General features: G+C 64.0%; 25 protein-coding genes. 9 read left to right on the forward strand and 16 right to left on the reverse strand.

Annotation, left to right across the window (positions count from 1 at the left end):
* Both A2J03_RS31840 and A2J03_RS27230 read left to right on the forward strand, forming a co-directional pair.
* A partial coding sequence (locus A2J03_RS31840) for a hypothetical protein (protein WP_231912736.1) occupies nt 1-108 on the forward strand: 108 nt, incomplete at its 5' end.
* Nucleotides 105-1,811 (forward strand): glycerol-3-phosphate dehydrogenase/oxidase, encoded by a 1,707-nt coding sequence (locus A2J03_RS27230; RefSeq protein ID WP_068380604.1) that lies wholly within the window; start codon nt 105-107, stop codon nt 1,809-1,811. The genes A2J03_RS31840 and A2J03_RS27230, both read left to right, overlap by 4 nt.
* 96 nt (nt 1,812-1,907) lie before the next feature.
* On the opposite strand, the gene A2J03_RS27235 is transcribed toward A2J03_RS27230, so the two are convergent.
* From A2J03_RS27235 to sdhC, 4 genes are read right to left on the reverse strand one after another with little or no spacing between them, the layout of a single operon-like run.
* Nucleotides 1,908-2,687, reverse strand: a complete 780-nt coding sequence (locus A2J03_RS27235) for a succinate dehydrogenase iron-sulfur subunit (protein WP_068380607.1) — start codon at nt 2,685-2,687, stop codon at nt 1,908-1,910.
* A 1-nt stretch (nt 2,688) separates the two neighbouring features.
* The gene (sdhA, locus tag A2J03_RS27240; RefSeq protein WP_068380614.1) at nt 2,689-4,440 is read right to left on the reverse strand and encodes a succinate dehydrogenase flavoprotein subunit; all 1,752 of its coding nucleotides are present in this window, start codon (nt 4,438-4,440) and stop codon (nt 2,689-2,691) included.
* A gap of 16 nt (nt 4,441-4,456) precedes the next feature.
* Nucleotides 4,457-4,912, reverse strand: coding sequence for a succinate dehydrogenase hydrophobic membrane anchor subunit (locus A2J03_RS27245; protein ID WP_068380618.1), 456 nt, complete (start codon nt 4,910-4,912; stop codon nt 4,457-4,459).
* Complete coding sequence (gene sdhC, locus A2J03_RS27250; RefSeq protein ID WP_068380726.1) at nt 4,912-5,253, reverse strand: succinate dehydrogenase, cytochrome b556 subunit; 342 nt, start codon at nt 5,251-5,253, stop codon at nt 4,912-4,914. Before sdhC ends, A2J03_RS27245 begins: the two co-directional genes overlap by 1 nt.
* Before the next feature lie 336 nt (nt 5,254-5,589).
* Between sdhC and A2J03_RS27255 the strand changes: the two genes are divergently transcribed.
* Together A2J03_RS27255 and A2J03_RS27260 are read left to right on the forward strand one after the other, a co-directional pair.
* On the forward strand, nt 5,590-6,000 hold the full coding sequence (locus A2J03_RS27255; protein WP_068380624.1) for a cytidine deaminase: 411 nt from the start codon (nt 5,590-5,592) through the stop codon (nt 5,998-6,000).
* Nucleotides 6,001-6,013: 13 nt separating this feature from the next.
* The gene (locus tag A2J03_RS27260) at nt 6,014-7,297 is read left to right on the forward strand and encodes a thymidine phosphorylase (RefSeq protein WP_068380627.1); all 1,284 of its coding nucleotides are present in this window, start codon (nt 6,014-6,016) and stop codon (nt 7,295-7,297) included.
* Here A2J03_RS27260 and A2J03_RS27265 read toward each other — a convergent pair.
* Nucleotides 7,294-8,661, reverse strand: coding sequence for an aspartate aminotransferase family protein (locus A2J03_RS27265; RefSeq protein ID WP_068380629.1), 1,368 nt, complete (start codon nt 8,659-8,661; stop codon nt 7,294-7,296). The genes A2J03_RS27260 and A2J03_RS27265 overlap by 4 nt on opposite strands.
* Entirely contained in the window at nt 8,658-9,122 is a 465-nt protein-coding gene (locus A2J03_RS27270; protein WP_068380633.1) for an Lrp/AsnC family transcriptional regulator, read from the reverse strand. Before A2J03_RS27270 ends, A2J03_RS27265 begins: the two co-directional genes overlap by 4 nt.
* Nucleotides 9,123-9,264: 142 nt before the next feature.
* Here A2J03_RS27270 and A2J03_RS27275 point away from each other — a divergent pair, with 142 nt between their 5' ends.
* Both A2J03_RS27275 and A2J03_RS27280 read left to right on the forward strand, forming a co-directional pair.
* Nucleotides 9,265-10,755, forward strand: coding sequence for a gamma-aminobutyraldehyde dehydrogenase (locus A2J03_RS27275; protein WP_068380634.1), 1,491 nt, complete (start codon nt 9,265-9,267; stop codon nt 10,753-10,755).
* Complete coding sequence (locus A2J03_RS27280) at nt 10,752-12,167, forward strand: NAD(P)/FAD-dependent oxidoreductase (RefSeq protein ID WP_068380647.1); 1,416 nt, start codon at nt 10,752-10,754, stop codon at nt 12,165-12,167. The genes A2J03_RS27275 and A2J03_RS27280 overlap by 4 nt, the downstream gene beginning before the upstream one ends.
* Nucleotides 12,168-12,313: 146 nt before the next feature.
* Here the strand turns inward: A2J03_RS27280 and A2J03_RS27285 are convergent, their stop codons facing one another.
* On the reverse strand, nt 12,314-13,165 hold the full coding sequence (locus tag A2J03_RS27285) for a universal stress protein (protein WP_068380648.1): 852 nt from the start codon (nt 13,163-13,165) through the stop codon (nt 12,314-12,316).
* 14 nt (nt 13,166-13,179) lie between these two features.
* A complete protein-coding gene (locus A2J03_RS27290) occupies nt 13,180-14,700 on the reverse strand; it encodes an APC family permease (protein WP_068380729.1) in 1,521 nt (506 codons plus the stop codon).
* A 195-nt stretch (nt 14,701-14,895) separates the two neighbouring features.
* On the opposite strand from A2J03_RS27290, the gene A2J03_RS27295 reads away from it, so the two are divergent.
* Complete coding sequence (locus tag A2J03_RS27295; protein WP_068380649.1) at nt 14,896-16,008, forward strand: adenosine deaminase; 1,113 nt, start codon at nt 14,896-14,898, stop codon at nt 16,006-16,008.
* A gap of 3 nt (nt 16,009-16,011) precedes the next feature.
* On the opposite strand, the gene A2J03_RS27300 is transcribed toward A2J03_RS27295, so the two are convergent.
* Genes A2J03_RS27300 through A2J03_RS27320 form a run of 5 tightly spaced genes read right to left on the reverse strand, consistent with a single transcriptional unit; the run spans nt 16,012 to nt 19,371 of the window.
* Nucleotides 16,012-17,289 (reverse strand): primosomal protein, encoded by a 1,278-nt coding sequence (locus A2J03_RS27300; protein ID WP_068380652.1) that lies wholly within the window; start codon nt 17,287-17,289, stop codon nt 16,012-16,014.
* Nucleotides 17,290-17,304: 15 nt separating this feature from the next.
* Nucleotides 17,305-17,607, reverse strand: a complete 303-nt coding sequence (locus A2J03_RS27305; RefSeq protein ID WP_231912734.1) for a YbaB/EbfC family nucleoid-associated protein — start codon at nt 17,605-17,607, stop codon at nt 17,305-17,307.
* Nucleotides 17,604-17,927: a hypothetical protein gene (locus tag A2J03_RS27310; protein ID WP_068380657.1), complete on the reverse strand. Its 324-nt coding sequence runs from the start codon at nt 17,925-17,927 to the stop codon at nt 17,604-17,606. The genes A2J03_RS27305 and A2J03_RS27310 overlap by 4 nt, the downstream gene beginning before the upstream one ends.
* Nucleotides 17,924-19,075 carry a C40 family peptidase gene (locus A2J03_RS27315; protein WP_068380660.1) on the reverse strand — a complete coding sequence of 384 codons (1,152 nt, stop codon included), beginning with the start codon at nt 19,073-19,075 and terminating at the stop codon, nt 17,924-17,926. The genes A2J03_RS27310 and A2J03_RS27315 overlap by 4 nt, the downstream gene beginning before the upstream one ends.
* Entirely contained in the window at nt 19,072-19,371 is a 300-nt protein-coding gene (locus A2J03_RS27320; protein ID WP_231912735.1) for a type VII secretion target, read from the reverse strand. The genes A2J03_RS27315 and A2J03_RS27320 overlap by 4 nt, the downstream gene beginning before the upstream one ends.
* Before the next feature lie 98 nt (nt 19,372-19,469).
* Here A2J03_RS27320 and upp point away from each other — a divergent pair, with 98 nt between their 5' ends.
* Nucleotides 19,470-20,093 carry a uracil phosphoribosyltransferase gene (gene upp / locus A2J03_RS27325; protein ID WP_068380662.1) on the forward strand — a complete coding sequence of 208 codons (624 nt, stop codon included), beginning with the start codon at nt 19,470-19,472 and terminating at the stop codon, nt 20,091-20,093.
* Here upp and A2J03_RS27330 read toward each other — a convergent pair.
* Complete coding sequence (locus A2J03_RS27330; protein WP_082898126.1) at nt 20,075-20,368, reverse strand: hypothetical protein; 294 nt, start codon at nt 20,366-20,368, stop codon at nt 20,075-20,077. The two genes, upp and A2J03_RS27330, sit on opposite strands and share 19 nt — an antisense overlap.
* On the opposite strand from A2J03_RS27330, the gene A2J03_RS27335 reads away from it, so the two are divergent.
* A complete protein-coding gene (locus A2J03_RS27335) occupies nt 20,363-21,028 on the forward strand; it encodes a DUF2797 domain-containing protein (RefSeq protein ID WP_068380747.1) in 666 nt (221 codons plus the stop codon). The genes A2J03_RS27330 and A2J03_RS27335 overlap by 6 nt on opposite strands.
* On the opposite strand, the gene A2J03_RS27340 is transcribed toward A2J03_RS27335, so the two are convergent.
* Nucleotides 21,025-22,626 (reverse strand): phospho-sugar mutase, encoded by a 1,602-nt coding sequence (locus A2J03_RS27340; protein ID WP_068380665.1) that lies wholly within the window; start codon nt 22,624-22,626, stop codon nt 21,025-21,027. The genes A2J03_RS27335 and A2J03_RS27340 overlap by 4 nt on opposite strands.
* Entirely contained in the window at nt 22,623-23,450 is an 828-nt protein-coding gene (locus A2J03_RS27345) for a purine-nucleoside phosphorylase (RefSeq protein WP_082898127.1), read from the reverse strand. The genes A2J03_RS27340 and A2J03_RS27345 overlap by 4 nt, the downstream gene beginning before the upstream one ends.
* Nucleotides 23,451-23,461 lie beyond the last annotated feature (11 nt).

Genomic DNA, 23,461 nt, shown 5'->3' on the forward strand with positions numbered 1-23,461 from the left:
GAGGACAAGACCTGGACGCCGTCGATGGACGAGGACCAACGGGCGAAGCTCTACGCCGGATGGAAAAAAGCAGTAACGCGGACTTTGGATTGGGTTGATGAAGAATGAGTTCCACCACGACGGCGCTGTCGCCGGCGGCACGTACCGAATCCCTCGCCCGAATGGAATCGGAGGAACTCGACATTCTGGTCATCGGCGGCGGGGTCGTCGGCGCGGGCACAGCATTGGATGCTGTGACCCGTGGACTGAAGGTCGGGTTGCTCGAAGCTCGTGACTACGCAGCCGGCACCTCCAGCCGCTCGAGCAAGCTCTTCCATGGTGGGCTGCGGTACCTCGAACAGTTCAACTTCTCTCTGGTGTTCGAGGCATTGAGGGAGCGTTCGCTGGTGCTGAACACGTTGTGTCCGCACCTTGCTCGTCCGGTTCCCTTCATCTATCCGCTCGAGAAGATCATCGATCGCGGCTACGTCGGGCTCGGGATCGGCGTGTACGACGCCATGGGTGCAGGGCGCGGCGTTCCAGGTCACCACAAGCATTTGGGCAAGAAGAAGACCCTCGAATCGTTTCCGTCGGGCAAACGTTCCGCCATCCGTGGAGCAGTGAAGTTCTACGAGGGGCAGGTCGACGACGCCCGTCACACCATGATGCTCGCGCGCACAGCCGCTGCCCACGGCGCATTGTGCGCCAACAGCGCTCGCGTCACCGGCTTCTTACGGGAAGACGACAAGGTGGTCGGCGTTCTCGCGTGCGATCTCGAAACTGGTCGCACCTTCGAAGTGAGGGCGAAGCAGGTGATCAATGCCGCCGGGGTGTGGACCGACGAGGTTCAGCAAATGGTCGGTGGCCGAGGACAATTCCAGGTGCGAGCGTCGAAAGGCGTGCATCTGGTGGTGCCGCGTAATCGAATCAACAGTGCCACCGGCATCATCACCCGGACCGAGAAGTCCCTGCTGTTCGTCATTCCCTGGGGTAGTCACTGGATCATCGGCACCACCGATACGGACTGGACGCTCGACCTGGCGCACCCGGCTGCGAGCTGTAGCGACATCGACTACATTCTCGGGCACGTCAACAAGCTGTTGGCCGATCCACTCGATCGCGACGATGTCGTCGGTGTATACGCGGGACTGAGGCCGCTGCTGTTCGGTGAATCCGACTCCACCAGTACGCTTTCCCGTGAACATGCCGTCTCGAGCCCAGTACGTGGCCTGACTGTCATCGCCGGCGGCAAGTACACCACCTACCGCGTGATGGCCAAGGACGCAGTCGACGCTGCGGTGCACGGCCTCGAGCGGAACGTGCCCAAGTGCGTCACCGAGAACATTCCACTCGTCGGAGCCGACGGATATCTCGGTGCCTACAATTCTCGCTCTCTGACGGCCGAACGTACCGGCATGCGAGTCTCACGCATCGAGCATCTGCTGGGTCGGTACGGCACGCTGACCGCCGAACTGCTGGACATGATCGAGGCGGACTCGGAGCTCGGTCTACCGCTCGACACTGCGCCGGAGTACTTGCGCGCCGAGGCGGTGTACGCGGCAAGCCACGAGGGCGCACAGCATCTCGACGACATTCTCACGCGTCGTACTCGTATTTCGATCGAGGTCCCGGACCGCGGCGATGCGGCAGCGGTCGAAGTCGCGCGCCTCGTGGCGCCGGTCCTGGGTTGGGACGATCAACACGTGTCCGAGGAAATCGAGCACTATCGGCTACGAGTGCAGGCCGAACGTGATTCGCAGCAGGAGCTCGACGACGACACGGCCGATGCCGCGCGGCTCGGCGCCCCGGACGTCCGGTTGGGCGTGGGCTGACCTTACCCGCGCCTGGCCGGGGCCGGGACGTGCACGACACCGAAACACAAAGATGGGCCACTGCGGGTTGCAGTGGCCCATCTTGTGCGGACGAGTCTAGCGAGCGAAGAGCAGCGCGCGCTTGACCTCCTGAATCGCCTTGGTCACCTGGATGCCACGGGGGCACGCGTCGGTGCAGTTGAACGTCGTGCGGCAGCGCCACACACCCTCGACATCGTTGAGGATGTCCAGGCGCTCGGATGCACCTTCGTCGCGGCTGTCGAAGATGAACCGGTGTGCATTGACGATGGCAGCCGGACCGAAGTAGCTGCCGTCGCTCCAGTAGACCGGGCACGACGTCGTGCAGCATGCGCACAGGATGCACTTGGTCGTGTCGTCGAAGCGAGCGCGATCGGCGGCGGACTGGATCCGCTCGCGGGTCGGCTCGTTACCGGTCGTCATCAGGAACGGCTTGACCGCACGGAATGCGTCGAAGAACGGTTCCATGTCGACGATGAGATCCTTCTCGACCGGCAAGCCCCTGATGGGTTCGATCGTGATGGTCAGCGTCTTCGAGGAATCCTTCGGCAGCATGTCGCGCATCAGCACCTTGCAGGCGAGACGGTTGACGCCGTTGATGCGCATTGCATCGCTTCCGCAAACGCCGTGCGCGCACGAGCGGCGAAACGTCAACGTTCCGTCGAGGTAGCCCTTGACGTAGTGCAGCAGGTTCAGCAAACGGTCTGTCGGCAGCGTCGGTACCTGAAAGCTGTCCCAGCGCTGTCCGTCACCGCTCTCCGGGTTGAAGCGAGCGATCTTGAGGGTCACCATGACCGAACCGTTGGGCACGGGCAGATCGGACGAGTGGTCGGCTTTGTCGAGAGTGGGGGCGCTCATATCAGTACTTCCGCTCCATCGGCTCGTAGCGGGTCTGGACTACCGGCTTGTATTCCAGACGGATGTCGGTGAGCAGGCCAACGCCCTCTTTGTAGGCCATGGTGTGCTTCATGTACTCGGCGTCGTTGCGGTCCGGGTAGTCCTCGCGAGCGTGTCCGCCGCGCGATTCCTTGCGGTTGAGCGCACCGACGACGGTGACCTCTGCCATCTCGAGCAGGAAGCCCAGTTCGACGGCTTCGAGTAGATCGCTGTTGTAGCGAGCTCCCTTGTCCTGCACGGTGATGTGGTTGTACCGCTCCTTGAGGGCGCGGACGTCCTTGAGTGCGGTTTCGAGGCGCTCCTGCGTGCGGAACACCGACGCGTTGTTGTCCATCGACTGCTGGAGTTCGCTGCGGATGTCGGCGACGCGCTCGTGGCCGTGGTCCGACAGTACGAGCGCGAGCCAATCCTGGACCATCTTGGCGGGCTCGTCGGGCAACGGGGTGAAGTCGACCGAGTTGGCATACTTGGCAGCCGCGATTCCGGCGCGACGGCCGAAGACGTTGATGTCGAGTAGCGAGTTGGTACCGAGACGGTTGGCTCCGTGTACGGACACGCACGCGCACTCGCCCGCTGCGTAGAGCCCGGGAACGTGGTCGTCGTTGGTCCGTAGGACCTCACCGTTGATCTTGGTGGGGATGCCGCCCATGACGTAGTGGCACGTCGGGTAGACCGGGACGGGCTCCTTGACGGGGTCCACGCCGAGGTAGGTCCGCGAGAACTCCATGATGTCGGGGAGCTTCTCGTCGAGAACTTCCTCGGGAATGTGCGTGACGTCGATGTAGACGTAGTCCTTGTTCGGTCCGCCGCCGCGGCCCTCGAGAACCTCGAGAACCATCGATCGCGCGACGATGTCGCGTGGTGCCAGGTCCTTGATGGTGGGTGCGTAGCGCTCCATGAAGCGTTCGCCAGACTCGTTGCGGAGGATTCCGCCCTCGCCTCGAACGGCCTCCGAGATCAAGATGCCGAGGCCGGCGAGACCTGTCGGGTGGAACTGGTGAAACTCCATGTCTTCGAGGGGAAGACCCTTGCGGAAGACGATGCCCATGCCGTCACCGGTCAGGGTGTGCGCATTGGAGGTGGTCTTGTACATGCGACCCGAACCGCCGGTGGCGAACACGATCGACTTCGCGTGGAAGATGTGCAGTTCGCCGGTCGAGAGCTCGTAGGCGATGATGCCGGTCGCAACAGGACCGTTGTCGGTCTCGGTCAGGCACAGATCGAGTGCGTAGAACTCGTTGTAGAACTCGACGTCGTGCTTGACGCAGTTCTGGTAGAGCGTCTGGAGGATCATGTGGCCGGTACGGTCGGCCGCGTAACACGCACGGCGAACGGGCGCCTTGCCGTGGTCACGCGTGTGGCCACCGAAGCGCCGCTGATCGATCTTGCCCTCGGGTGTCCGGTTGAATGGAAGACCCATCTTCTCGAGATCGAGAACGGCGTCGATCGCTTCCTTGGCCATGATCTCGACCGCGTCCTGATCGGCGAGGTAGTCGCCGCCCTTGACGGTGTCGAAGGTGTGCCACTCCCAGTTGTCTTCCTCGACGTTGGCCAGGGCGGCGCACATGCCGCCCTGCGCTGCTCCGGTGTGCGAGCGCGTCGGGTAGAGCTTGGTCAGAACCGCGGTGCGGGCCTGTGGACCGGCTTCGATGGCTGCTCGCATACCTGCGCCGCCGGCGCCGACGATGAGCACGTCATAACGATGTTCCTGCATGAATGCTTCAGTTCCCTTAGCTCGCCGAGATGTTCGGATCGAAGGTGAAGATGACGTAGGTGCCCAAGCCCATGATGAGAACCATCGACAGGATGAGCAGCGCCGTCAGCCAGAATCGCGTCGAGTCCTTGCGGGAGTAGTCCGCGATGATCGTCCGTAGTCCGTTGCCGCCATGCAGTTGAGCGAGCCACAGCATGGTCAGGTCCCAGAACTGCCAGAACGGGCTGGACCAGCGTCCGGCGACGAACGCGAAGTTGATCCTGTGTACGCCCTCGTCGAGCATCAACATGATGAACATGTGGCCCAGGACGAGCACGACGAGCGCGAGACCCGAGAAACGCATGAACAGCCATGCGTACATCTCGAAGTTGCCCCGCGACTGCCGCCTCGGCGAACGTGGGTTGTCCAGACTTGCCGGACGGTCGTATGTCTTGCCGAGGGACTTGGCCTCGGGTCCGTGTGTCGTTGCCATCAGTGCCCGCTCGCTGTGAACATGTTGTAGAAGATTCGGCCCGCTCCGGGAATCATGACCACGATCCAGATCGCGGCGATGATCCACAGCATCAGCTTCTGGTACTTCGGTCCCTGTGACCAGAAGTCGACCAGCATCACGCGGACGCCGTTGAGTGCGTGGTAGAGCACTGCTGCGACGAGACCGATCTCCATGAGGCCGACGAGCGGCGTCTTGTAGGTGTCGATGATCGCGTCGTAGGTCTCGGGATTGACACGCACCATGGCGGTGTCCAAGACGTGGACGAACAAGAAGAAGAACGTCAACACGCCCGTGATGCGATGCAGAACCCAGGACCACATGCCCGGATCCCCGCGGTACAGAGACCGCTTGCGCTCCTTCGCCGGAGCGACTTCCGTGGTGCTACTCATCGAGTGCAAAGCCTCCAACGTCATTGGTGGACGCGTCGAGCCTGGTGGCCGGGCAACGGACCTGGCTCGATTTGTCTTACTCCGGCTCCGAACGGTTATCGAAGAGCCGCCGTCTTTGAACTCTAAACCCATTGGAAACGCGGAACTAATTCGACTCGAGATTCGTACTGACCTGGCTTTTCTTGTTAGGTTTGCCTTTCCATCTTTTCGTGATCGGTTCAGTGAACTGCGCTGCGGCCGGGCTGTGCACGTGATTGTATGTGACGCATGGCCGAAATCGACTGGAAATCGTTGCGACACAAAGCCCATGAGGCAATGAGGCAAGCCTATGCGCCCTACTCCAACTATCCGGTGGGTGCGGCCGCGCTAGTGGACGACGACCGAATTGTGACCGGATGCAATGTGGAAAATGTCTCATATGGATTGGGGCTCTGTGCCGAGTGCGGACTGGTCTCCAGTCTCCATTCGACCGGAGGCGGACGTCTGGTTGCGTTCTCGTGCTGTGACAGCCGAGGGGCGATTCTGATGCCGTGTGGGCGGTGCAGACAGTTGCTGTTCGAGTTCGGCGGGGCGGATCTGCTCGTGGACACCGTGGAAGGCCCCACGCCTCTGGGGCAGCTGCTCCCTTCCGCCTTCGGTCCCGACGATCTCGCATCGGGCAAGCAGGACCTCGTCTGACACAGTGGCAACCATGTCTGACGCAGTTTCGATCATTGCCGCCAAACGGGACGGCCACGAACTCACCCCGACGCAGATCGACTGGGTGATCGATGCGTTCACCAAGGGAATCGTCGCGGACGAACAGATGTCGGCGCTCGCAATGGCCATTCTCTGGCGTGGAATGAGCAGAGCCGAGCTCAGCCGATGGACCGCCGCGATGATCGCGTCCGGAAGTCGGATGGACTTCACGTCCCTGCCGAGGCCGACCGTCGACAAGCATTCGACCGGCGGTGTGGGAGACAAGATCACGCTCCCGCTTGCTCCGCTCGTCGCTGCATGCGGCGCCGCAGTTCCACAGCTGTCCGGCCGGGGGCTCGGACATACCGGCGGCACCCTGGACAAGCTCGAGTCGATTCCGGGGTGGCGGGCAGATCTGTCGAGCGAGGAGATCCACGCGATACTCGCCGACCCTGCCGTCGGCGCAGTGGTGTGTGCGGCGGGCGCAGACCTCGCCCCCGCCGACAAACGGCTCTACGCACTGCGGGACGTCACCGGCACAGTCGAATCGATTCCCCTCATCGCAAGTTCGATCATGAGCAAGAAGATCGCCGAAGGAACGGGCGCACTCGTCTTGGACGTCAAGGTCGGGGCAGGCGCATTCATGAAGAACATCGACGACGCGCGGGCACTCGCCGAAGCGATGGTCGGCCTCGGGACCGACGCGGGGGTTCGGACGGTTGCCGTGCTCACCGCTATGGATTGCCCCCTCGGGCTGACGGCGGGCAACGCTCTCGAGGTAGAGGAGTCGCTCGATGTTCTCGCCGGCGGAGGGCCTGCGGACATCGTCGAACTGACGTTGACGCTCGCACGGACGATGCTGACGGCCGCCGGAATCGAGGGCGTCGACCCCGCCGACAAGCTTGCCGACGGGACCGCCATGGATCGGTGGCGAGCGATGATCGCCGCGCAGGGCGGAGATCCCGCAGCGCAGCTACCGGTGGCGAAGGAATCGTTTCTCATCAGCGCAGAGTCCGACGGTGTGGTCACCGCGCTCGACGCGATGGGTGTGGGCGTCGCTGCGTGGAGGCTCGGCGCCGGACGTGAGCGCCAGGGTGAGGCTGTGCAAGCAGCGGCAGGTGTGCGGCTGCACGCGAAACCGGGTGACCGCGTCACCGTCGGTGCGCCGCTCGCAACCCTGTACACCGACACGCCGGAAAAGTTCGAGTATGCGGCCGAGGCGATTGCGGGCGCATGGACGATCGGCGACACTGCGGTGGACGCATCGCCGATCGTCCTCGGGAGGATCGGCGGTTAGAGAAGGTTCCCGGCTTCCGTGAGCACGCTGCGGAGTATCTGTTCCATGTCGTCGAACTCCTTCTGGCCGCAGATCAGCGGAGGAGCGAGTTGGACGACGGGGTCGCCGCGGTCGTCGGCACGGCAGTACAGACCGGCGTCGAACAGTGCGGTCGAGAGGAAGCCGCGCAGGATGCGTTCGGCCTCGGCGTCGGTGAAGGTCTCCTTCGTGGCCTTGTCCTTGACCAACTCGATTCCGTAGAAGAATCCCTCACCTCGAACATCGCCGACGATGGGAAGATCGCGCAGCTTCTCCAACGTTGCACGAAACGCCGGTGCGGTCTGTGCGACGTGGGCGTTGATGCCCTCGCGTTCGAAGATGTCGAGGTTCGCCAGTGCGACTGCGGCCGAGACCGGGTGCCCGCCGAACGTATAGCCGTGCGCGAAGCTGGACGTGCCGTCGTCGAACGGTTCGAACAGCCTGTCGGAGGCGATCATCGCGCCGATCGGGGAGTATCCGGACGTCATTCCCTTCGCACACGTGATGATGTCGGGGACGTATCCGAAATCGTTGCACGCGAACATCGAACCGATTCGCCCGAATGCGCAGATGACCTCGTCGGACACCAGCAGTACGTCGTAGCGATCGCAGATCTCGCGGACACGCTCGAAATAGCCGGGCGGCGGCGGAAAGCAACCGCCTGCGTTCTGGACAGGCTCGAGGAACACTGCGGCGACGGTGTCGGGGCCCTCGAATTCAATTGCCTCGGCAATGCGATCCGCGGCCCAGATGCCGAAGGCCTTCGGGTCGGTGTCCATAGGAGCCGGCGCACGATAGATGTTGGTGTTCGGCACCCTGAACGCGCCCGGCGTCAGCGGTTCGAACGGCTCTTTCAGCGCCGGAATGCCGGTGATCGCGAGCGCACCCTGAGGAGTTCCGTGGTATGCGATCGAGCGTGAGATCACCTTGTGCTTACCGGGTTTGCCGACCTTCTTGAAGTACTGCTTCGCAAGCTTCCACGCACTCTCGACGGCTTCTCCGCCGCCGGTGGTGAAGAAGACACGGTTGAGATCGCCCGGTGCGTACCCCGCAAGTCGCTCGGCGAGCTCGATGGCAGGCGGCGTGACATACGACCACAGCGGAAAGAACGAAAGTTCCTTGGCCTGCTTCGCTGCAGCCTCGGCGAGTTCCTCACGGCCGTGACCGACCTGGACGACGAACAAGCCGGACAGGCCGTCGATGTAACTCTTGCCGTTGGAATCGAAGATGGTCGATCCCTCACCCCGAGTGATGATCGGAGGGGTGATACCTGCCCCGTGACGCGAGAAGTGGCCCCAGAGGTGCTTGGCCGCGGAGGCGTCGAGCTCGGCTGTTGTCTTGGTCATCGGGTACCCCAATTGTATTGTTGTTTGACGAGTTTGAGATAGACGAGTGTTTCGGTGCTGGTGACGCCGGGCAACGTTCGGATCTGCTTGTTGAGGATCTGCAGCAGGTGCTCGTCGTCCTCGCAGACGACCTCGACGACGATGTCGAACGAACCTGCTGTGAGAACGACGTAGTCGACGGCGTCCTGTGTAGCGAGTTCGTCGGCGAGTTCGTAACTGTCACCGGTGCACTTGATTCCGATCATCGCCTGCCGGTTGAAGCCGACCTGTATCGGATCCGTGACAGCAACGATCTGCATGACACCGGTCTCGGTGAGCTTCTGAACTCGTTGCCGCACAGCTGCTTCGGACAGGCCGACAGCCTTCCCGATGGCAGAGTAGGAACGTCGGCCGTCCTCCTGTAACTGTTCGATGATGGCTTTGGAGACGTCGTCGAGTGGAACCGGCGGCTGATCGGGCATACGTCGATACTGGACTCTTCGGAGCGATTGTTCAACCCCGAAGGTATGGAATTCGTCTTAGAAGTGTTAGTTTTCGGCAGAATCAGTCGAAAAACGCGATTCTAGCTAGAGAATCAGTGGTGCTGTCGGTAGGGTTCCCGGCATGGACAACGTATCGATGATCCCCGGTTGCTGGATCGACGGCCGCCCCGTCGGCGGTGCGGGTGATATCCATGCGATCGTGAACCCGGCGACGGGAGAAACTCTGACCACGCTCGCCCTGGCCACCGCCGAGGACGTCGACTCTGCTGTTGCCGCGGCGCGCTCGGCGTTCCCGGAGTGGTCGCGGGCCATGCCGTCGCATCGCGCAGCCGTTCTGCGTGAACTCGCCCGTCTGGTCAGCGCCGAGGCCGACACGTTCGCGCGTGAAGAGGTCGCCCAGACCGGCAAGACGATTCGACTCGCGACGGAATTCGATGTGCCGGGCAGCATCGACAATATCGAGTTCTTTGCTGGAGCCGCTCGCAACGTGGACGGCAAAGCGTCCGGCGAGTACTCGGGCGAGCACAAGTCGTCGATCCGCCGGGACGCAGTCGGTGTCGTCGGTTCCATCACGCCGTGGAACTATCCGCTGCAGATGGCCGTCTGGAAGGCGATTCCGGCGCTCGCGGCCGGATGTTGCGTCGTCCTCAAACCGAGCGAACTGACCCCGCTGACCACTCTGCGGTTGGCGAGACTCGCGTCGGAGGCGGGTGTGCCCGACGGCGTCTTCAATGTCGTCACCGGCAACGGGATCGACGCTGGTGCGGCGCTGTCCGGGCATCCGGGAATCGATGTCATGACCTTCACCGGGTCGACGCCGGTCGGTAGGACCGTGATGGCCCAGGCCGCAGCGAACGGCACGCGGGTGCAGTTGGAGCTCGGAGGCAAGGCCCCGTTCGTCGTGTTCGACGACGCCGATCTCGATGCCGCCGTGCATGGAGCGGTCGCAGGTGCGCTGATCAACTCGGGCCAGGATTGCACCGCGGCAACGAGAGCCATTGTCGCAGAACCGTTGTACAGCTCGTTCGTCGATGGCGTCGCGGAGCTGATGAGCACCGTGGTCGTCGGCGATCCGACCGATCCCGCCACGGACATGGGGTCGCTCGTCTCGTTCGCTCATCGAGATCGCGTCGCGGCAATGGTGAACAGGGCAGAAGCCAGAGTCGTGTGCGGGGGCACAAAGCCCGATCTGGCGGGAGCCTTCTACGTCCCGACGCTTGTCGCCGATGTCGGGGAACAGGACGAGGTGTACCGAGACGAGATCTTCGGTCCGGTGCTGACGGTCTCGAAACACTTCGGAGACGACGACGCGGTGCGCCGTGCCAATGACACCGCGTTCGGGCTGGCCGCGTCGGCATGGACTCGGGACCTCTACCGGGCGGGACGGGCGTCACGCGAGATCGACGCCGGGTGCGTGTGGATCAACGACCACATCCCCATCATCAGTGAGATGCCGCACGGGGGCGTAGGGGCGTCGGGATTCGGCAAGGACATGTCCAGCTATTCGTTCGAGGAGTATCTGACGATCAAGCACGTGATGACCGATATCACCGGGGTCGCGCAAAAGCCTTGGCATCGAACGGTTTTCGCTCACGGAGGTGGCAGTCGATGACGTGGGCCGAGAAACCGACACGCCGCGGATTCGACATGGTGGTCGATGCGGTGCCGGAGTCGTTCTGGCTCGACCGCGGCGAGCGCCCGACGCCTCGGCCGCGGTACCGACACGATTCGAAGGTGGATCTCGTCGTGGTCGGCGCCGGATTCACCGGCTTGTGGGCCGCGATTCACGCCGCGGAGGACAATCCCGACCGTTCGATCGTGCTACTCGACGGTGACCGCATTGCCGAAGGGGCGACGGGACGCAACGGCGGCTTCTGCGCGGCCAGCTTGACGCACGGCCTCGGCAACGGCCTCGATCGCTACCCCGACGAGTTGCCCACGCTGCTCCGAATGGGGTCGCAGACGCTCGACGCCATCGAGAAGTCCGCGCGACAGTACGGCATCGACGCCGACATCGAACGGACCGGTGAGCTCGATATCGCCAACTTCGACTGGCAGACGAGTGATTTGCGCGAACTCGCCGAGGAAGCGGCGCGGCTCGGCCAATCGATGGACTATCTGGATCAGGATGCTCTCGCACAGAGAGTCAGTTCCCCGATGGCGCGGGGTGCGTTGTTCGACCCCGATGTGATGATGATCGATCCGGCGAAGTTGGCGTGGGGGTTGGCCGACGCAGCGGAATCTCTGGGCGTGACGATTCACGAGAACAGTCGGGTCGAGTCGCTGCGCGCGTCGGGTGACGGCGTGCGCGTGCAGACCGGATACGGAACCATCGAGGCAGCGAAGGTTCTGCTTGCGACGGCTGCGACTAAACCGCTCCGGTGGACGCAGCGTCCGCGGATCGTGCCGGTGTGGGACTACGTCATCGTGACCGAACCGCTGACGGCCGAGCAGCTGAGCAGCATCGGTTGGACCGGTCGTGAAGGATTGGCCGACAGCGGAAATCGCTTTCACTATTTCCGTCTCACGGCCGACGACCGAATACTGTTCGGCGGCTGGGACGCGATCTACCGTTTCGGGGGCGACACCGATTCGCGGCATCGCCAGCACCCCGAGACGTTCGGGCTGCTCGCCGAGCACCTACTGCAGGTGTTCCCCATGCTGGATGGTATTCGCGCGACACACACGTGGGGTGGCGCCATCGACACGTGCTCACGCTTCAGTGCGTTCTGGGATGTCGGCATGGGCGGACGGGTCGCGAGTGTCCTCGGCTTCACCGGCCTCGGGGTCGGGGCGTCGCACTTCGGGGCACGCACGGCGCTCGATCTGCTCGACGGCCGGGACACCGAACGCACTCGGCTGAACATGGTGCGCGGGAAGCCGCTGCCGTTCCCGCCCGAGCCGTTCAAGTCGTTGGGCATCAACATCACGCGCAGCGAGTTCGCCAAGGCCGATCGAAACCGTGGCAAGCGTGGGCTGTGGCTCGCGGGGATGGACAAGATCGGGCTCGGCTTCGACTCGTGAGCCCCCCAGGGGCCCCGAGGCTCCGTCTCCAGTGGCCCCGAGGCTCCGCCTCCAGTGGCACGGTTGAGTGCACTGGCGTGCGCTTAACCGTGCCACTAGTGCGGAGCGCTACCGTCGCGAAACGCGGACCGCTTGGGCGCGGGGTCCTACTCGTGCGGAACCACGATCACCGGAGCCGGGGTCGATCGCAGAATCTTCGCCGCACTGGATCCGAGAAACACGCGCTTCGGTGCAGCGAGCCGGCTCGAGCCGAGGAACAGGATGTCGCCGTCGGTCCACTGCAGTGACGCGACCGCCTCGTCGAGACTCGATCCGTCCGCGACGACGGACTCGAGACCATCCACGTCGGGGAGTTTGCGAGCAGCGTTTTCCAGGTTGGCTTGCGCTGCAGCGACATGGCGTCGCCGAGTTTCGAGACCATCGACATCGGCTTCGTCGTCCTCCAGCGAGACGAGTGAGACCAACCTCAGCGGAAGATGTGCGGCACTGGCAATCGTGATGGCAAGGGCCGATGGATCAGCGGTGCCGGTGCGGGTCGGGACTGCCGCAGTCAGACCGGTGAGCCTGCGCGGCGCGCCGGTCCGGTATCCGCGCGGGGCGAGCGCAATCGGGACCGGCGAGGCATGGAGGAGTTGACCGGCGACGGATCCGACGGTGTGGCGGTTCAGCAGTCCGTCACCGGCCCCGCCGACAACGATCATGTCGGCGTCGTGTTCGGCGGCGAACTCCATCAGGCCCTGCGCGAAGGATCCGTGCCGAGCAACGCGTGTCGTCACCTCGATGCCTTCGGGAACCTGCGCCCGCGCGCCGGACAACCATTGTTCGGCTTTGGCGTCGAGCACCTTTCGGTACGGGCCGCTGCCTTCCATGACCGGCTCGTCCGAGCGGATGACGATGACGATGTCGATGGACGCGTCGAGAGCGGACGCCAGCACGGCGGCCAACGCGACGCCGTCGTCGCCACTCGGGGTGGCGAGATAGCCGACGGTGAGTTTCATCTCGTGATCCTGTTCTAGTAAGAGTCCGGAACCTTGACTTCGGGGGTCGCGGTCAAGGTCTTGCCCTGGAAGAAGTCTCGGTTGCCGACGAAGCACAGCAGCATCAGTGGAATTCCGAGCACGAGCATCCCGATGCCGAGGACGAATACTCCGCCGATCGGACCGTATGCAGTGAAACCGTAGTCGGGCTTGATCATGTCCACCGCACTCTGCACGAATGCCCAGGTCATCGACAGTCCACCGAGGAGCGGGAAGATTCCGCGCATGAACAGATTTCGGACCGAACCGAACAACGTCCGGCGGAAGTACCACACGCACGCGTACGCGGTGATTCCGTAATAGAACGCCACTGCGAGACCGAGTGACGCGACCGAGTCCTGCAGTGCGTTTGCGCTGACGAAGGTCAATACGAGATAGAAGGCCAGTGCCGAGGCCCCCATGACCAGCGTGCCGAACCCCGGCGTCATGTACCTGGGGTGCACGCTGGCGAATCGCTTCGGGATAGCCTCGTAGACAGCCATCGACAGGGTGCCGCGAGCGGTGGGGAGAATGGTCGTCTGGGTCGAGGACAGTGCCGAGATCGACACGGTGAGAAGCAACAACGACGCGACGACCGAGCCGGCAACGGGGCCGCCGAGGATCGTCAGCACGTCGTCGAGGTTGTCCGGGTTGTTCAGGCCGATTCCGGTGTCGCCGAATCCCGCGAACGACTGCACTGCATATCCGACGAGTACATACGTTGCGACGAGGATCAACGTGGTGATCACGGCGGCGCGGCCCGGTGTCTTCTCCGAGTCCTTCGTCTCCTCACCGACCGCGAGGCATGCATCCCAGCCCCAGTAGATGAAGATGCAGAGGATGATCGCCTGCGCGGCGTCGGACATCGTGACCCCGGTCGGGATGATCCAGCTGAGCTCGGGAGTGATGGCCTGCGGGCCTGCCGTGCCCGCGCCGACTTTCACCAGAGCCGTGATCGAGACGCCGATCAGCACACCGAATTGGACGACCAGCAATACGTTCTGCATGCGCTCGCTGATGAGGATGCCGCGGAAGCTGACGTAGGTCATCGACACGATGAAGAACGAGCCGAGCGCCACTTTTGCTGCTGTGGACTCGGCGGCCCCTTCCATTCCAAGGAATTCGAAGAGGTAGATCGCGGCGACCTCGGCGACGTTGGCGAGCACGATGATGGCCGACACGGCAAGTCCCCACCCGGCCATCCACCCCACCCACGGGCCGAAGGCCTTGGTTCCCCAGGTGAACGACGTGCCGCAGTCCGGGGTGTCCCGTCCTAGCTCGCGGTAGGCGAACGCCGTGAGCAGCATGGGAACGAATGCGACGAGGAACATCGCAGGTGCCTTGTCGCCGACGGCGAGGACGACGTATCCCAGCGTCGCCGCCAGGCTGTAGGCGGGAGCAACCGCGGACAGCCCGATGACGATGTTTCCGACGAGACCGAGCGCACCCGTGTTCAGGCCTTTGCCCGCGGGAGCGTCCGGAGGTGGAGAAGTCGCAGGCGTATCCGCAACAGACATGATCACTCCAAGCTCGAGACCGGATCGAATGTCCAAAACGATACGATTTCGGTTGCGGTTCCGCTTGGTTTCGACTGATCTGTTTTCAAAAGGGTAACAATGCAACGAAATGGGTTGCTTGATCGAACTCCTTCCGACGCGCCGGACCGTTGTCGAACGCACGCGAGTCCGTTCCGATCGGGCTACCGTCGACTCATGAGTACCGCGAATCCGATCAGCGGCGCGACGCCGCTCGACCTGCCCTCCATCAAGACGGCTCCCAAGGCTCTACTGCACGACCATCTCGACGGCGGACTTCGGCCGCAGACCGTGTTGGAATTGGCCGACGAGTGCGGATACGACGGCTTGCCTGCGCAGGACGGTCCTGCTTTGGGCGAGTGGTTTCGGAACGCTGCCGACAGCGGTTCGCTCGAGCGGTATCTGGAGACATTCGCTCACACCGTCGCGGTCATGCAGACGCCGGAGGGACTCTTTCGTGTGGCCCGTGAGTGCGCGGAAGACCTGGCCGAGGACGGCGTCCTGTACGCGGAGGTGCGGTTCGCCCCTGAACAGCACCTGGATCGAGGGCTCACCCTGGATCAGGTCGTCGAGCATGTTCTCGAAGGGTTCCGTGCTGGAGAATCAGCGGCACGGGTGAACGGCAAGCGAATTCGTGTCGGATGCCTGCTGACGGCGATGCGTCACGCCGCACGGTCACGGGAGATAGCAGAGCTTGCGGTGCGCTTCAGGGACCGCGGTGTCGTCGGCTTCGACATCGCCGGAGCGGAAGCAGGATTTCCTCCCAGCCGTCATCTCGATGCTTTCGAGTACATGCGAGCTGCCAACGCGCACTTCACCATTCACGCGGGGGAGGCCTTCGGTCTGCCGTCCATTCAGGAAGCCGTCGCGTTCTGCGGCACGGACCGCCTCGGTCACGGCGTCCGCATCATCGACGACATTTCGGTCGCATCGGACGGAACTCCGTCACTCGGACTGCTCGCGGCATACGTCCGGGACACGCGCATGCCGTTGGAACTCTGCCCCAGCTCGAACGTGCAGACCGGCGCCGTCGACAGCATCGAAAAGCACCCGTTCGATCTTCTTGCGCGACTGCGGTTCCGCGTCACCGTCAACACCGACAACCGGTTGATGAGCGATACGACGATGTCGCGCGAGATGCACACCCTCGTCCAGACGTTCGGCTACGGCTGGACCGACCTCGAACGCTTCACGATCAACGCGATGAAGTCCGCCTTCATCCCGTTCGACGAACGACTGGAACTGATCGACAACGTCGTCAAACCCGGATACGCGGTGCTCGTCGGGTAGGGCTCACTCCTTGCGGAGGCGGGCCTCGAAATCACGCTCGAGTGCCCGCCACGCTTCGGCTTCCAGCTCGAACGGCGCGCTCGGTGCAAGTCGGTTCGGGTCGGGTTCGAGTGTGTAGGAGACATACCAGCCGAGCGGCGTCGAACGTGCGAGCGCGGTTTCCACCGAGTCGTCCTCGGCGAAGTCCGCTGCGTCGGTGAACAGTTCGACAGCCAGATCCAGCTGGTCGACATCGACGGATTCCGGTCCCTCGGCGAGATCGTCTGCCAAGCCCGGCAGTACGTACACATTGTCGTCGGTGATGTCTATGCGCAGAGAACCGTCGATCGCTGCGGTCTGCACCTCGGCGTAGGTGCTGACCTTCGCCAGGTCGTGATCGTGATCGTCGGCCAGGTACCGGGCGAGAGCTCGTTCGGAACCGAACACCGTGATGCTTCCGGTGCGCCCCAGAAAGATCGGCTCGTCGTCGATGTAGCACCGCAATGTGTAGTAGGTGTCCTCGGAGGTGATGATCTGGATGGGGTCGATGCCTACCGAAGCCCAGAACCCTTCTTCGGCGGCAGCGTCGGCGATGGGATCCGGGGTGACTTCCTCGTCGGCAGTGTCCCCGTCAGGAGCATCGTCGTCGAGGGTGTCGACATCGTCCTCGTCGGACACGTCGTCGACGTCGACCTCGTTCTCGGTGGCTGCCAGCAGCTCGGCTTCGGCGACGTCCACGGCGGCAGCGTCGACATCAGGTGAGGTGACTACAGAATCGATTGCATCGATGACTGCGTCCCAGCTCTTGGAGATGGACGCTCCGATCCGGTTCCAGAGATTCTGACCGTCTTTGCCGACGTAGGCGTCGACGCCGATCCCTACCGAACCCAAGTGTGGATTTCCGGCGAAGAACGAAGTGACAGTGGAGAGTTCGCATACGTCGCCGATGGTCTGGACCATCTCGAACGTCGCGGCGAGTTCGTCGAGGATATCGGAGTCGGGATCCTCAGCGACGAGTTCCGGAACACCGACGAGGTCGAAGCGATGAAGGTCGTCGGGCTCGAGCTCGTTGGCGGCGAGAGCCGACACGATCTTCCACGACGGATGATCGACGAGGTCGTTGTCGTCGTTGCTACGGATGAATGCGGCCAGGTGAGCGACCGCCTCGAAACCGTAGAGATCTTCCTCGTGTCCGAGAAAGGCCTCCCATTCGTCGTCACCTTCGTGCCATTCGGGAGCCCACAAGGTCACGAAGTCGCCGCGGGTGAGACCGAGTTCGATCGGGATGATGTCGCCAGCCATGGCGGGAAGCCTATCTCAGGTGTCTGAGAGCGAACTTTGCATCCGCTCCAATACGGCGGCTCGACGCCGAAGTGCCTCGCCGGCGGCCTCGGCAGCGGTGACGACGATGGAGTTTTCGAGCTGGGTCGCCGACTCGCGGGACAGATCGGGCTGCAGGTACAGGTCGACCATTGCCCCTGAACCGTCGACTGTGACGGTGGCCAGACCATCGGGGGATCGGCGAACTATCCGCAGGGCAGACAGCATCTCCGTTGCGTCGTGCATGACGGATAACGCGCGGTCGGCGCGATCGATCAGGTCATCGAGTGGATCGTTCACAGAGATTTCATCCAGCTGACAGGTGCGGCTTCGGTACCCAACAGTTCGTTTTCGGTATCGGCGACGGTCGACTCACGAGGTAGGCCGAGTCGGTCGAGAACGTCGGCTGGCATTCCGTCGCGTTCGAGCCGGGTGCGGTGCCGAGCCATGGCGGACTGGGTTGCCCGGGCATGCACTTCCAAGATCGTCCTGGCCAATTCGGTTCCGCCGAAGCGAAGTTCACGTGAGTCGATGTGCACGGCAGTCGGAACTCCGCCCGAGGTTGCCTGGACACGGACGGAATCGGTGCGCGTGGCGGCCCACGCTGTCGACTCGATCATGCGGTCGGCCGGTAGAAGCCCTTGAAGGCCATACCCGAGTTGGTGGTTCGGATGTCACCGACTTGCACGGGATCGCCTGCTTCCACGATCTGTCCGTTTCCGATGACCATGGCGACGTGACCGTCCCACACTGCAAGATCGCCCGGCATGAGCTCGTCCTGGCCGACCTGGGTGCCGACGTTCTGCTCCTGCGCCAGCCTCGGTAGCTCGACACCCTGCTCGCCGTACGCCCACTGGGTCAGGCCGCTGCAGTCGAGGCCGCGTCCCGGCTCGGTTCCACCCCAGACATACGGGGTGCCCTGCTGTGTCAGCGCACTGCGCACCGCGCCTGCTGCCTCCTCGTTGGGCGCCATTGCGACACTGCCGTCGGGGAGTGCGACCTGGACACCACCTCCGACGCCGCCCATGTCCGCCGATGTTCGCTGAGGGTTGCCGGTGAACATGGACGCATCTGAGCTCTGCCCCGCGGGGACGGTTGCCGTTGCCGGTGAGGTCATCAGGTTCGACGGAGTGTCGGGAAGGACCGAGGACGCGGACGACGACAGCGTCCTGGCGAAGTTCTGCCCGAATTGGCTGCCCGGGTCCGATCCCGCTGCGGCAGGAGCAGATGCCGGTGCCGTCGTAGGCGCTGCGCCCGCGGGTTGGGGAACCGGCGGAGGAGCGGTGTAGGCACTGATCTCAGCGGTGTGGACGGCAAGCTCGCCGCGCACGCGAGCCACGACCGCCAGCGCGCGCTGCAGGTGTTCGATAGCCGTCGCGATCAGCATCGACTGCCCTGCCGGGGTGAACAGCATGGGTGCGCCGGCGCCTGCTACCGAGATGAAGGACTGCAGAATGCCCTGCAGTTCGGCAAGTCCGGCCTGGACCTTTTCACAGGCGCGATCGACTACTGCCGCGATCTCGACGCCATGATCGGACAGTCCGAGAGCGCTCGTGTGCGCCTGCCCGGCGAGTTCGATTGCGGCGGTGGCAGCCGGTCCACTCCATGCTGAGGCAAGTTCGCCGACCGCCGATTGTCCGATGCTCTGAACCGACTCGAGCGCCCGCGACGAGGATCGCAGCACGTCGGCTGGTCCACCGCTGGGAACGATGCCGGACCCGAAAGCGCCGAGTAGGTCGGTGATGGGTTTGGCGAGCAGCTCGATCACATCAGGCTCGCGGCGGTCTGGGCGTCGGCGAGGTCATAGGCTGCGCTGGACGCCGATGCCGCGGCACCGAGGCTGGCCACCGTCTCGGCGAGCCTGCCGACTGCGGCCCCGTGCGCACTGTGCACTCCGGTGAATGCAGCGAGAAACTCGGTGCCGATCAGCCCGAACACCGGTGTGAGAACGGCAGGCCCGCACGCAGTTGTCGCAGCAGCCGCTGTAGCGACCTGAGCGGCGGCCGCTCCCATCGTCGTCGCGTACGCGTGCACTCCCGCAGATACTGCCGATATCTCTGTCACCGATTCCCCCATGGATTCCTCGACGGCGCACGAAAAACTCCTACACATATCTTCGACGCACGTGACGGCCGATCGGTTCCCACATTTATCCTGTCGGAATGGAAACTCACGTGGTCGACCATCCACTGGCCGCTGCACTGCTGACGACGATGCGCGACGAGCGCAGCGACAACGCAACATTTCGGTCCGCACTCCGCCAGCTCACCCACATGCTGGTGTACGAGGCCACCCGCGACGCCGACATCGACACGTTCGACGTGACGACGCCGGTCGCTACTACAAAGGGCACGCGACTGGCGCGTCCGCCGCTGCTCGTCCCGGTGCTCAGGGCGGGACTGGGAATGGTGGAGAAGGCAAGTGGCCTGATCCCACAGTCACGCGTCGGATTCGTCGGGATGGCGCGCGACGAGGAGACGCACCAGCCGGTTCCGTACATGGAGTCGCTGCCGGATGACCTGTCGCGGACTCCGGTCTATGTGCTCGACCCGATGCTGGCAACGGGAGGTTCGATGGTCCACACCATCGAACTGCTCGTCGAGCGGGGAGCAGCGGACGTCACCGCTATCTGCGTCGTCGCCGCCCCCGAAGGTGTCGCGGCGCTCGAGGCGTCGGGACTGCCGGTGCGACTCGTCGCCGCGAGCATCGACGACGGACTCAACGACGACGCCTTCATCGTGCCGGGTCTCGGCGACGCGGGCGATCGTCAGTTCGGCCCGCGCTGAGCATCTCGCTCGTCCTCGGCGTCACCTGGCCGGCGCGTGAGGGCGACCCTCGTCTTCGCGTCGTCGACATCGAGACGAAGGCAGTCGAGCACGTGGAACTGCGCGGCGGACGACTCGGCTTCGCTTCTGCGGGCGCGCAGCGCTGGTGCACCGGTCGTGTCGCTTTTCGTTCGGGCGCAGGTTCGGAGTACGTTCCGTGCCCGCGACAGAGCCCGGTGGACGTGGGCACTCAGTGTTCGGAATGCGAATCCAAGGACGGATTTCGGTTCGTGCACACCATTCATCGTGGCGGGTTCGTATCCCGCGAGCTCGAAGCGCATGTGATGCAACCGCATTGGCTCTACATCGCGACGTTCGCGAACGGAGTGCACAAGGTGGGTACGGCAGCCGACACCAGGAAATGGGGGCGCCTCGCCGAACAAGGTGCGATCTGCGCGCACTACGTGGCACGAGCCGAGGACGGCAAAGTGATTCGGGTGCTGGAGGACAGCGTGACCGAGCAGCTCCAGGTCCGGCAAGCTGTTCGATCCTCTGCCAAGGCCGCAGCGTTGGCGCTTCCGATCGACACCGACCGCATCGACGCCGCGACGACGGCGCTCGCCGCTCGTGTCCGCACGATGATCGAACCCGCCATCGACGAGGTGACCTACCGCGTCGTGGACGAGCCATGGCGTACGGCCGGATTTCGTGATCTGGCGTCGGGAAACAGGCTCGCGTATCCCCTCGACATCACCACCGGCACGCACGGTTTCACCGTCGACGCCTGCATCGGCCAGGCGGCAGTGGTGAGGCTGAACGATCGTGTCACCATGAAGGAACGCACCCCCGACGAGGATGCGTCGTTCGTCGTCGACCTGCACGAACTGAAGGGACGCCGGGTGACGTTCGGGGACTACACCTCCGAGTTGCCCGCCGTGCAATCAGCCCTGTTCTAGAGAGTCCGTGCGAACTGCCGGAGTTGGTCCAATGTGGCGTCGGCCGTGGCTCGTGCTCTCGCCAGGTCCTCACGCGAGCCGGCCGGCTCGACGACCTCGAGATAGGCCTTCACCTTCGGCTCGGTTCCCGATGGCCGCACGATGACGCGGATTCCGTTTCCGGCGAGCTCGACGGCATCGGTTCTCAGCGGACCGCGTGAAGTGAGCATGTCGGTTACTGTGACTGCGCGAGAGGCCAATTCGGCCGGAGGATCGGAACGCAGCCGCGCCATCATCGAGTCGATCAGGCCGAGATCGTCGACTCGCTTCGACACCTGGGCGCCTGCATGGACTCCGAATTCCACCGCGAGGTCGTCGAGAACGTCGAGAAGCGTCCGACCGTCGGACTTCAGTTGTGCAACCAGGTCCGCGAGCACAACTGCCGCCGAGATACCGTCCTTGTCGTTCACCGTCGTCGGATCCACGCAGTGGCCGATTGCCTCCTCGTAGGCGTAGACCAGGCCGGACCCTGCGCGTACCAGCCACTTGAATCCGGTCAGCGTCCGCGCGTACCTGGCGCCGCGTGCGGGTGCCAACGCCGAGAGCAGTTGAGAGGACACGATGGTGTTGGCCACCAACGAGTCCGGTGGCGCCGACTTCAGGATGTGATCGGCAAGCAGAGCCCCGGTTTCGTCGCCGCTGAGCATTCGCCAGCCCCCAGGGCCGGGCACGCCGATCGCGCACCGGTCGGCATCGGGATCCAGTGCGATCGCGAGGTCGGCATCCACCTCTGCAGCGAGGGCGAGGAGAGCGTCGGCTGCTCCTGGCTCCTCCGGATTGGGAAACGTGACGGTGGGAAACTCTGGGTCCGGATCGAATTGGCTTGTCACGACGTGGACGTCGAGGAAGCCGAGTCCGCGCAGCGCGGTGAGTGCAACCTCGCCGCCGACGCCGTGCAGCGGTGTCAGCGCGATGCGGATGTTTCGACGAGGTGCGTGCACGAGCGCGGGCAGAGTGTCGAGGTAGCGAGCAGTCACGTCGGCGCCGCCCGGGGTGACGAGACGGCGGGGTACGTCGACGGCACGGCCCACTGCAGCGATCTCGGCTTCGATCTCCGTGTCGGCAGGCGGAACCAACTGCGCACCGCCGCGGAGATAGACCTTGTATCCGTTGTCGGCGGCAGGGTTGTGCGAGGCGGTGATCTGAACACCCAGATCGGCATCCAGAGCGCGAACGGCGAAGGCCAGCACAGGCGTCGGGAGCGGGCGGGGGAGTAGAACCACCGAGGACCCGGCAGCTGCAAGCGTTTCCGCAGCTGCAGTTGCGAACACTTCGGACCCGTGGCGTGCGTCCCTGCCGACGACTACCGTCGACCCGCCGAGGCACTTCTTCTGCAACCACGCACAGATTCCGGCCGTGGTGCGAACGACGACAGCGACGTTCATTCCGTTCGGTCCTGCCCGCACCTCGCCGCGCAGACCAGCGGTACCGAAACTCAGGGGAGCCCGGAAGCGCTCGGTCAGTTCGGATTCGGAGAGCTCTGCCAGCTCGTCGCGGGTGGTCGGGTCCGGATCTCCGGCAATCCACTCGGAAAGCTGTTCGGAGAGATCGGATGTCACAGCGTCGAGACCAGTCGGTGCAGCAACTCGCCCATACGCGACGCCGAAGCCTTACCTGCCTCGAGGACTTCCTTGTGGTCGAGGTGTTCACCCGTCATGCCGGCAGCGAGGTTGGTCACGAGCGAGACTCCGAGGACCCGGGCACCGAGCGCGCGTGCGGCAATGGTTTCGTGCACCGTCGACATGCCGACGAGATCGGCTCCGATCGTTCGGAGCATGCGGATTTCGGCGGGCGTCTCGTAGTGCGGACCCGGTAGGCCGGCGTAGACGCCTTCCTCGAGAGTGGGATCGATGCTGCGCGCGAGAGTGCGAAGCTCGGGGGAGTAGGCGTCGACGAGATCGACGAACTCGGCGCCGATCAACGGTGACCGGGCAGTGAGGTTGAGGTGATCCGAGATCAAGACCGGTTGTCCGACGCTCATGCCCTCGCGGATTCCGCCCGCTGCATTGGTCAACACGACGGTGCCGGACCCGGCAGCGATGGCGGTGCGCACCGGGTGCACGACGCGTCGAAGCTCGTGACCTTCGTATGCGTGCGTACGGCCTTGGAGTAGGAGGGTGTGCGTCCCTCCGACATTGACCGAGGTGATGGTTCCTGAGTGTCCCGACGCCGACGGCGGCGCGAACCCAGGGAGATCGGCCATGCGAATGGTCGCTGTCGGTTCACCGAACCGATCGGCGGCGGCCTGCCAGCCCGAGCCGAGAACGATCGCTACCGAGTGTGCGGCGACGCCGGTTGCTTCGGCGATGGCGGCGGCCGCAGTTGCGGCGGCACCTGCCGGGTCGATGGTCGGGTCGGCACTGTGTGCGTCAGAAGTTCCCACGAGGGACCACC

The organism is Rhodococcus sp. EPR-157 (assembly GCF_001647195.1).
GTDB lineage: Bacteria > Actinomycetota > Actinomycetes > Mycobacteriales > Mycobacteriaceae > Rhodococcoides.